This window comes from bacterium, from assembly GCA_040755795.1.
In the GTDB taxonomy this organism is placed as follows: Bacteria; UBA9089; CG2-30-40-21; order CG2-30-40-21; family SBAY01; genus JBFLXS01.
The window spans coordinates 20,218-31,195 of the sequence record JBFLXS010000013.1; the positions used below are offsets into that span (position 1 = coordinate 20,218).

Here is a 10,978-nt window from a genome sequence, read left to right on the forward strand (position 1 = left end):
TTACCAATCACCAATTACCAATTAACCGATTATTTACTTTTAATTTCGTGAAGCCCTATTCAAATGTCAGCACCTTCTCTCTTGTCTTCAAATTATACCATCAATCACCTCCTTAGGCAACAATTATTTTTATAATTCGTGTCCATTCATAGGTAATCGGACAAGTCTGACTTAGCTGATTGAATAAATAATAGTTACATTTCTCCTCTCAAATACCTTGCCGCTTCTTCTGGCGGAGTTGGGTTAATAAAGAACCCCGACCCCCACTCAAAGCCGGCAATATCCGTTAATCTTGGTATTAATTCAATATGCCAGTGGAAATGTTTAAGTTGGGAAGAATCCATTTTGCAAGGTGCGGTATGAAGCATGTAATTAAATGGTGGATTATTGAGTACCGAACCTATCTTCTTAAGGATGCCACCTAAAACTTCAGCTAATGCCATTACTTCATGTCTGGTAATATCAGGAAATGTCGGGTCATGAACCTTGGGCAAAATCCAGCACTCAAATGGAAATCGTGAGGCAAAAGGTGCAATAGCAATAAAATCATTATTTTCCATAATAATTCGTTCCCCAAATTTTTGTTCCTCACGAATAATATCACAAAATACACATCTATCTTTATATTTAAAATATTGTCCAGCTCCATCCATCTCTTCGCGGATAGCTGAAGGTATAATAGGGGTAGCAATAAGTTGAGAATGAGGATGTTCTAAAGAGGCGCCGGCTTTTAGCCCATGATTTTTGAAGATAAGTATGTATTCAAATCTCGGGTCACGATTCAAGTCAATTGACCTATCCCGATATGCCCAGAGTGTTTCTTCTACCTGTCTGATTTCAATAGAACTAATGTCTGTTTCATGTTTTGGCGTTTCTATAATTACTTCATGAGCACCCGTTCCACTGACTATATCAAACATACTTATCCCCTTCTTTTCTAATGGGCTCTCTACTTGTAAAGCCGGGTATTTATTTGACACGACGCGTATCCACCAACCTGGTGTATTAGGCTGGGTCCCCGATTGTCGATAAGCAAGAATTTCAGGTGGGGTTTTTGATTCATTCCCTTCACAAAAAGAGCAGTTAGAAGATTGTTTTACCTCACTACTTATTTTAACAAAATCTGTTGGCCTTTTAGCTCGCTCGGTAGCAATAATTACCCACCGATTAGTGACCGGGTCTTTGCGTAATTCTGGCATAAAACAATTCCCTCCTCTTTTTTTCCCCTCGCACGGATACAAAGTCACTAAGAAAATTTTATAGTCTTTCTTATCTGTGCATTTTTGCGAGAAAATAATTTATTTTAATAACTCATTAAACTCTTCCACAGAGAGATAGGCATCTCTGATTAAAGCTCGAAGTAATCCTCTATCTAAAACCTTATGTTCTGGGATGGACAGAGTAACTTTTCTCCCCTCTTTTTTCATTATGATATGTCTACTTTTAGCCCGCCTATCTATACACCATCCCATCTTTTCAAACGCTCTTATTGCTTCTCTTCCAGAGATAACAGGCAAAACCGCCATTAAATGGCTACCTCCATCACTCCAATTTCACGCCTTTCTTTATAAACTGCCTCTTCTTCCCCCAAAACAGATAAACAACCTATTATCGCATCCTTGATATTTTCTATCGCCTCCTCAATCGTTTCCCCCTGGGAATGACACCCCGGGAGCGCTGGACAATGCACCACATATCCAAAATCCTCACCTTTCTCAATAATAACTCGATAAACCATTTTTATTGCCTCTCAATATGTTATACCAATTTTAGTAAGCGTTCAGGTATCAGATGAGGGCAGGAAAATTAGGGCACTAGTGTCGCGTTGAGTAAATTCTGCACTATTTTCAAGGATTATCACCTATAAGCAGATATAGGTGGTGGGTGGTGGGTAGTGGGAGATGGGTAATAGGTAATATCCCTACTACCCACTACCTACTACCCATAACCCATCACCTAAAACCTATTTCGAGCTCTATGACACGATACTGGTGCAAAATTTCTTCAACGCGACACTAGCAGGTTTTACGATTTTGCTTATTCTCCTGCATTAGATGCCAGTGCCCCTCTTAAAAGCTGATGGCTGAAATCTGATACCTGAATGCTTACCTGTCTTCTGACTTCTGGATTTATCCGTGCTAATCCGTGTTAATCAGTGGCTGAATAGTTACTGCAAAATTTCGACCTGTATGGTTAAGTTCACTAATGAAAATGAAACTTTCATCTCACACTACAAGAAAAATAGAAACTGATAGAAATATAATGGAAATTTATAGAAATTGATTGAAATTGGTAGTAAAAAACAATAAATTTCCATAAATTTCTACTAATTTCAATTTATTTCTATCTTGCATTGTGTGATTTAACTCTCTTAAGAACTGATACATGAGTCTTTATTATTCTAACCATACAGCTCGCAAAATTTCTTTAACACGACAGTAAGAATTCGTCAAACTACCTAAACAACTATTATTATACCACAAATTATTTCCACTGTCAATAATTTTCTCTTGCCTTTTCCAATATTTTCTGGTATAGTATTAAGTAGAGATTACTAATCATCAGAATCAGGAGGCGGAAATTATGCATAAAAAAGGCACTATTATCTACAAAGGACCTTTAATTCCAAAGACACAAGATAACCCAAAGGCTAAAAAAATAAAAAAATTAATTGAAGAAATACCGCAAGCCATCTCTGACCAGACACAAAAAGAGGCATTAAAAACCGTCAACTATATTATGAGTAATGTAAAAATAGGTAAGGCAATTGAGGAAGAGCCATTAAAAAATGCCATCACCCAAATGGTGGAAGAGATTGTTTCTAATCCGGAGGCAATAGTCAATCTGGCAAAAATCAAGACTCATGATGAATATACCTTTGCCCATTCAACTAATGTCTGTGCCTTGACTATTTTGCTTTGTGTAAAACGAGAAATTAAGAAGTCAGAAATCGAAGAAATAGCTTTAGGTGCTATGCTTCATGATATTGGTAAAACAAGGATTGCGGAAGAAATATTACTCAAACCCGATAAATTAATGATTAAAGAATACGAAGAGGTAAAAAAACACCCTATTTATGGATATGAGATTTTAAATGAAAATAAGAGATTATCGCAAATAACAAAGTTAATTGCCTATCAACACCATGAACGATGGGATGGAAGTGGCTATCCCCAGAGTTTATCAAAAGATAAGATTCATCACCGGGTTAGATTAGTATCTTTAGTCAATTTGTATGATTCGCTAACTATGGATAAACCATATCGAAGTAAATTTCTACCGCATGATGCAATGCGACTTATTATCAGCCAATCAGGAAGTAATTTTCCGGTAAAAGATGTTAAGGAATTTGTTGATGATATGTCAATTTATCCAGCAGGTAGTTTTGTTAGACTTAATACCGGCGAGATTGGAGTAGTAACTAAAATAAATAGACATGCCGTCATAAGACCGTGGATAAAGATATTACTCAATGAAAAAAGAGAGATTTTATATAAACCCTTTGAGATTAATTTATTTAAAGATGAACAGCGGTTCATTGTAAATTGTGTGGGGGAAGAGGTTTTGTTTGAATGAGAGAGGATAGGTGACAGAGGTTATACTGGTAAGTGAAAAGTTGGACCACTAAACAGTGGAGACATTCGATTGGATGATAAATTTTAATTGACAGAGACTAAAATCGCTGGTAAAATATTATTTAGTAGAAGAAAGATGTTGTGTAATTAGATTTACGACACTATGACTTCATCTGATAATCGCTATCTTGCCTGTTTTTTTCATCCCTTTATCATTGGTGATGAGATAAATATAGATACCGCTGGGAACATCCCGACCATAACCATCTTTTACATCCCAGGGATAACTGGTTGAGGCATCGTGAATTTCCTTTATCAAACTTCCAGAGATGTCATATATTCTGATATAGGTATTTGCAGGCAAACCATCGAATATAATTTCCCTGTCCCCACGAATAGGTTTGAACGGATTGGGATAGACAACAATGAGATTAAGATTTTCAGGGGTAATCTGTCCAAGTAACATATAGATACCAAATCGCGGCACATAGGCACTAACAATATTTTTATAAGGATGAACAACTGTCGAACCTTCGACTTCTATCCAACGGTGAGGGCTTGTCGTTTCTAATTTATATATTTTAAGTGACATCTCAGGTATTTTTGCATCAGCCACATCAACAAACTCATCTTGATTTTCATCTAAATAAGGCAGGGAAATCAAAATAAAAGAATCAGTCCCCACTTCTATCGGCTCATTATCTTTATTATATGGCTGAAATAACCGTAATGAATCTGCTATCCCCTTCACTGTAGGGTTATGGGATAACCGTGAATTGGCTACATTTATCTCCATTGTTTCTTCCTCAGGCTCTTTATCAATAACGATGTAAAAATCTGTTGGCAAAACCCCTCTCGGTATCTCAATAGATGTATTCTCCTCTACAAGAGTTATGTTTGAATCATTATCAATGAGGGTAGTAAATAGATTACTTATCCCGGTCTTATTTGAAGAAATAACGGTAATTCTGATATTAGGTTTTGCCTTTGAGATAGTTACTGAACCTGTCCATTTGCCTGAAATACAAGAGCCTCCCTCAGGCTCAATCGTGCCCGTATCATCTGTCAGGCTAAAAATCCCATTAAAATCTGTGTTGATATTTTCATAAACATCTTCCGCAGTAATGACAATAGGAATTTGAGAATTAATCAATTGCGACGGGCCAATCTCACTTATTTTAAAGTGGTCAAAAACATTGGCTTGAACATTAAAAAGATTACTTGTGCCTTTCACTGTATCTTGAACTGTGAGAAATACATTTTCTGCCGAGTTTAGCAAGGTTATTGTCCCTGTCCATATCCCATAGCTAAGATTAACTGCATCTGGAGATATTTTGCCAGAAGAAATGGTCAAAATTACACTTCCGGTATAATCAATAATATTTCCGTAGGCATCCTGGGCTGTAATTGTGGCGGCAAATGGCACACCGGCGATTTGTGGAGAAGAAATAGTGCCAATTTGAAAACAGGTATGTGTGCCTGGTAAAATAGTAATAGTCGCAAAGGCTAATACTTGATTTAACTGGTATTTTAACCTGCCACAACCTGCTTTTAAACCTGCAGTAAATTTTGTCCAGGTGCCCATAGATGGAGAAATATTACCTATTCCATTCTCTATTTCCCAAAACCCCCCTTCGATTACCTGCTCATTTTCATATTTGTCATAGCCGGTAGCGAAAAATATTTTACTTTCTCCAACAATCATTGTGGTTATTGATGCCGTAATGATTATATAACTTAAGGTGCCAGTTTCCAGAGTAATCGTGGCATAGCCACTAATTAATTCGTAACTTGCGGTTAATGTTCCGGTAGTGGGTATAATTCCAGCTTTAAATAATGTCCATCTGCCTACAGGAGGATTAACACTGCCAATTATCGTCTGCCAGGTGTAATCTAATCCGAGTATCTCATTCTCATATTTATCAAATCCAGAGGCATTAAACTGACATTCACCTTCTATCTCTAATACCTTCTCCGGGGGGCTAATGACGATTTTATTGAGGGCATCTGGGGTAACAGAGAAGGTATTACTTGTCCCACTCTTACCATTTGAGGTAGCAAAAATACAGGTAGTGCCTGCTCTGGTTATACTCACCGTCCCCTGCCATAAACCTTGTTTAAAATTATCGGTTAATGTGCCTATCAGGGTATTTGAAATATCCTGTAATTTAACTTTATCATTATAATTGGCGATATTTTCATAGATATCCCTGGCAATAATGGTAATTCCAAATCCCTGTCCTGCAATCTGGTCGGTAATCGTGGCAAAGGAGAAATGGTCTAAATCTGCCGGGCTAACCCAGAAATCATTACTTGTGCCCTGTTTATTGTCAATAAAGGCAATAATCGTTGTTGTGCCTGATTTAGTTGTCGTCACGGTTCCTTTCCAAAATCCATTGGTAAAAGGATTAGTTTGATAGGGTAAAATATTTAAATAGGCAATACCCGTGTAAGTAGCAATGTTTTTGTAGGCATCAAAGGCTGTAATCTCAATCTCAAATTCAATCCCTGCCTGTTGAGAGGAGATAGTCCCAAAGGCAAAGTGGTCTAAAACAGCTGGCCTAACAAAGAATTGATTACTTGTGCCGGAGATAAAGTAATTAATGAACCCTGAACAGTAAACAGTGGTTGTGCCTGCTTTTGTTATGGTTAGGGTGCCTTCGTAGATACCTTGAGTAAAGGTAATCTGGGAGGTAGTTTCTGCCTTTAAATCCGCAGTTTGGCTGTATGTGGCTATATTCCCATAGACATCCAGAGCCGTTATTTTAATCGTAAATGGCTGACCGGCGATTTGTGAGGTAATCGTGCCAATGGTCAACTGAGAAAATTCCGCTGGATTTACCCAAAAAGGATTACTGGTGCCAGACTTACTCTCAAATAAAGCAAATATGGAAGTCGTCCCTGCTTTTGTTATCGTCACAGATGCCTGCGAGATACCGGCGGTAAATGTCGCTATCCCGGGGAATGTCTCCGTCAAACTAACCGTTCCGTTAAAATTAACAAGATTCTCAAAAACATCTACTGCCTGAATTTGAATCTGAAATTCTTGACCTGCGGTTTGTGTGGTGATGGTCTGAAATGTAAAATGGTCAATCACAGCAGGATTGACAATGACAGATTGAGTCCCAGCTACCCAGATTCCATCTTTCACTATAATCGTATGTGTTCCAACCAGTGTATCTAAGTAATAAAACCCACCTGTATCGGTTCCTGAGGTAAGTGTGATAGTATTTGTAGGTAGCCAGGGAGAGCTGGTCAGAGAGAATTGACCCTTTAAACTCGAACTCAAAAGTTGAATCTGGACATCAGATTGAGTCGGTGATGGATTACCAAATTCATCCTGTGTCTGAAAAAGAATGAAGGCAGTGGAAGTGCCAGCGGTAATAGTCTGAGTGGATGTAAGAAAAACTAATTTATTTATTGGTGACGGGCTAACAAAAAAAGAATTGCTTATGCCTGTCTTATTTTCAGCTAAAACCTTAATCGTAGTTGTGCCAACTTTAGTAATCAGCACATTGCTACTCCAACTACCTGCACTAAAAGGTGTTGTTTCAGAAGGAAAGATGGTCATCGAGTCATCTGTCAATGTTGCCGTGCCACTATATTCAAAAATCTCATTGCGGGCATCGAGACTCCTGATAAAAATCTCAAAACCTTTCCCGGCTATTTGTGAGGTAATTGTGCCTATGGTAAAATGGTGTAACGCCTTGAGGAAGAAATAATTAATCCCAACCATTGTTGAAATACTTCCATACGCCGTAATCGTTATCGTCGCGGAGGGCTGGGCAGGAGCAGTAAAAATCGCCGTAAATGTTCCCAGAGGACTGGATTTAATCATCATCACCGTAATAACGCCCCCAAAACTTATTCGAATTTCCTCCTCTGTAAATCCTTCACCAGTAATCGTGATAGGAATTCCTATTGTCCCGGCAACAGGTGAAACAGAGGTAATCTTACCACAATAACCTTCAAAATCAAAATTATCATAATGAGTATTTAAAGGTTTAATTGTTTTCGGATAAAATACATATTCGGTTTTAGATGGAGTAATGGTATAAGTTCCCCCTGGTGTGCCTTTAAATTCATAATAACCATCCGCATCCGTAGTCCATATATCAAAGGTAGTGCCAGAAAGTGTCATCAGAACACCTTCAATCGGCGTTTTATCTGAAAAACCAATAACTTTACCCCGAATAAGATATTCTTCTTTCGCCTCTAATTCAAAAAGGGCTAATAAAGCCTCAAGACAGACAAAGGCATAAGGATTTGTCCAATTAAATCCAAAACAACCTACGGTTTGACTTTTTATCTCTTTATTTTGATTAGATAGGATTTTGTTTTTTTTTAATGTCCTGGCAAATTCAAAATCACCGAGGATAAAGGCTAATCTGGCGATAATTGAATAAACAGCAACATCCTCATATTCAACACTGTGTATTCCAGTATTAATATCATATTGCCCATAAATTTTTCCATAAGTATTATACTCGTTTTTGGCAAAATCCAGGAATTTTGTCGAGGCGGTTCTACATTCCTGGTCTGCGGTCATCTGCCAGTATCGGGCTAAATTCTCCGCAGTCCACGCCGAATGAATCATATTAATAAGACTGTTTTCCATCCCATAATATTGGTTTGAAATGGAATTATATTTGTGGTAAAATAAACCTGATGTGGTCGTCCCGCCAAGCATAATATTTTTGTTAGTCTGGAGGATTGTTTCCCAATCAGTATCAAACTCAGCTAATCTTTTTATCGTGACAAGGTCAATATAACTTAAAACAACATCCTGACTAATGTTTTCCAGACCATTATTCCAGGCGAAATAATCCCGCAATTCATTTTCTTCGATATTATGGCTTTTTAGTCCAGAGGCAAGTAATCTGGCATAATCTAAATAATTTTCATCTCCAAAGTTATCATAGGCTAAAAGTAATCCTCGAATAGCCCGCAGGTCATCAATGGCCGCATTAGCGTAACTACCACCATTATTTTTCCACCATTCACCATTTGGTTTCAATTTCCAGACTAAAACATCTTTTGGGGAGAGATGATTATCTATTAAAATCTCAAATTGTTCATCAAAAAATGCCTTATCATTGGTAGCGCCGGCATAAAGTAGTGCTTGACTGGTTGCCTCTGAAGGGACTTCATGATTAACACCGTCTGTCTGGGATGGTTGGGCAGTATTCATAAATTGTGCCTGGATACCTCCCCAGGGAGTTAGCATCCTCGAATTTATAAAATTCTGGCAAAGTTCTTGAGGTTGATTGATAAGTGGTTGAATCTCCTCAACCTCTGCAAGTCTATTTTCCGCAAGCAGATAGAATCCGGCATCCTCAACATCCCACGGTGAAGGATAATATTGATTGATGACATTAGCCATAATGGAATCCTGATATAATTCGGCATTGGTTGTATCTGCCATTAAACTTGCCACATAGCCAACTTCAGCATAAAAATCTGTATCAGGTGGACTATGGTTAAAGGTTTGATAAAGTAACTCACTTATGTAATCCTCTGGTAGATTAACATTCAAGATGGTATGTAGTTGTGAAACGGCATCTGGATAAACGGTCGCCCAATTACACGCTGTTTTATTCCCCAAATTATCTTTTTCCCAATAATACGAATCAGCGTTCCATAATTCTGTATTTATGGCTTGTTTTATAGATTCTGCTCCGCTATCAAAAAGATCACGCTGACTAAGATTATCATCAAAATCAAGGTCAAAATAAATGCTGGCTAAATCTTTTAACCCGCGATAGGATTCTGCATTATTTATCAATAATTTTCGCTCGCAAACATTATTTGTCCATATTAAACTATCACTGTAATCTTGAAGAACAAAAAGCAACCATATTCCCATCTCATTAAGTTGGCTTTGATAATTTTTTAAGAAATCAACATCGAAAGTTGCCTGATAATATTTTTTTAATAGAGAAAAGAAGGTGCCAAGATTTCTATCCTCTGCTTCAGCCGGATAGCTGGATGTTTCAGTGCCACTTTGCACTAAATAATCATATATTGTTCCCCACTCAAGGTGTGCGAAAAACCATTCTATCCACTTTTTGACTATTCCTTCATAGCCGCCTTTTTCAAGTAGTCCCATCGCCGCAATATTTGCCTTATAAGGGATAATTTTTGTTTGAGAATCATCGGTGCAGATAGCCCCTGTAGTCCGCTGGCAGGTGATAATCCAGCTTGCCACATCTAATTCATCACGGATGTTAGATTCTCCAGGACTGCCTTTTAAATTAAGACTTGCATCCCAGTTCAAATCATCCACACCACCTACTTCGCTATCGCCAACATTGGTAAGAGAAAGGCTTTTTCGCTCAAGGGTTCTTCCTGTATCGTTTGCAGCACCATTATCCCACTCCAAATTGTAGGTCAGGGAATCTTGATAAGATTTATCATCTGCCTTAAGATGAATGAGCAGGTCTTCTTCAGGAATATAACTATTTCGCAGAATTAAATTATCTCCAGCATTGATAATAATCGTAGATAGTGGTGTGGTCGTGTATATTTGTTTAAAACTGGCGGTATCAGTCCGGGCAATGATTAAATATCCATTTGCAGGAATAGTTGTTCCATCAGGGATAATAAATTCATTATAGATAGAGATAAATGCCCAATTACCTACATCCACCGCAGTAGCAGTATTATTATATAATTCGACAAATTCTGCATCTTTATCTACTCCAGCAGGATTCGGGTTAATTTCATTGATAAATATCCCTTTCTGATTAATATTTGACCAGATATTTAATCCCTGTTGTCTTGCCCAGATTTCTACATCTTCCCATGCAGGGAATTTGATAATATCGTTAAAGATAAACATCCGAACGGCTAACCCTTGTTCAAGGAGTTTAAGATTGAATATCTCGTCATCCTTAACCACAACCGCTAACAATCTACCATAGCCATCCCATTGTTGAGTGGGGTTTTTAGAATAAAATAATTGGATGGGTTGAGATGATAATGTTTGAGAGGTAAAATCTTTTGCGGTTTGAGCAAAAGGCTCATCCATAAGTTCTGGAGTGTCAATACTTAATAATCGAACCGTAGTTTCCGTGCCAGACATTTCAACCTTAATGGTATCTCCATCAATAATTGATGTGACTGTGCCACTGATTTGAGTCGCACTCCCAGGATTAAGGAAATCACTTAACGAGGCAGTGGATTCCTTCACCAATAGAAGTAATATTGCCAGAATAATCACTACTCGTTTCATTAAATAAGATTATATCAAATATAGCAATAGATGTCAAATAAAATTCCACCTGTGCGATTAGACTAATTCATCGCAGAGACGCAAAGGAAAAATAAATGTAAAATGTAAAATAGGAAATGAAAAATGGGAAATTTTAGGACTTCGCAAGACTCATTACCTTTCAGTTATA

The 10,978-nt window shown here is 37.7% G+C and carries 5 protein-coding genes; 1 reads left to right on the forward strand and 4 read right to left on the reverse strand.

The features are described 5' to 3' along the window. Positions 1-194: 194 nt before the first annotated feature. The 3 genes from galT to AB1414_02040 all read right to left on the reverse strand — a co-directional run bounded on the left by galT (position 195) and on the right by AB1414_02040 (position 1,738). A complete protein-coding gene (galT, locus tag AB1414_02030; GenBank protein ID MEW6606219.1) occupies positions 195-1,199 on the reverse strand; it encodes a galactose-1-phosphate uridylyltransferase in 1,005 nt (334 codons plus the stop codon). Between the two features lie 99 nt (positions 1,200-1,298). Beyond that, positions 1,299-1,526 carry a type II toxin-antitoxin system HicA family toxin gene (locus tag AB1414_02035; GenBank protein MEW6606220.1) on the reverse strand — a complete coding sequence of 76 codons (228 nt, stop codon included), beginning with the start codon at positions 1,524-1,526 and terminating at the stop codon, positions 1,299-1,301. Continuing rightward, on the reverse strand, positions 1,526-1,738 hold the full coding sequence (locus AB1414_02040) for a type II toxin-antitoxin system HicB family antitoxin (protein ID MEW6606221.1): 213 nt from the start codon (positions 1,736-1,738) through the stop codon (positions 1,526-1,528). The genes AB1414_02035 and AB1414_02040 overlap by 1 nt, the downstream gene beginning before the upstream one ends. An 845-nt stretch (positions 1,739-2,583) precedes the next feature. Here AB1414_02040 and AB1414_02045 point away from each other — a divergent pair. Continuing rightward, entirely contained in the window at positions 2,584-3,576 is a 993-nt protein-coding gene (locus tag AB1414_02045) for an HD-GYP domain-containing protein (protein ID MEW6606222.1), read from the forward strand. A gap of 168 nt (positions 3,577-3,744) precedes the next feature. On the opposite strand, the gene AB1414_02050 is transcribed toward AB1414_02045, so the two are convergent. Next, the gene (locus AB1414_02050; protein MEW6606223.1) at positions 3,745-10,809 is read right to left on the reverse strand and encodes a lamin tail domain-containing protein; all 7,065 of its coding nucleotides are present in this window, start codon (positions 10,807-10,809) and stop codon (positions 3,745-3,747) included. Positions 10,810-10,978 lie beyond the last annotated feature (169 nt).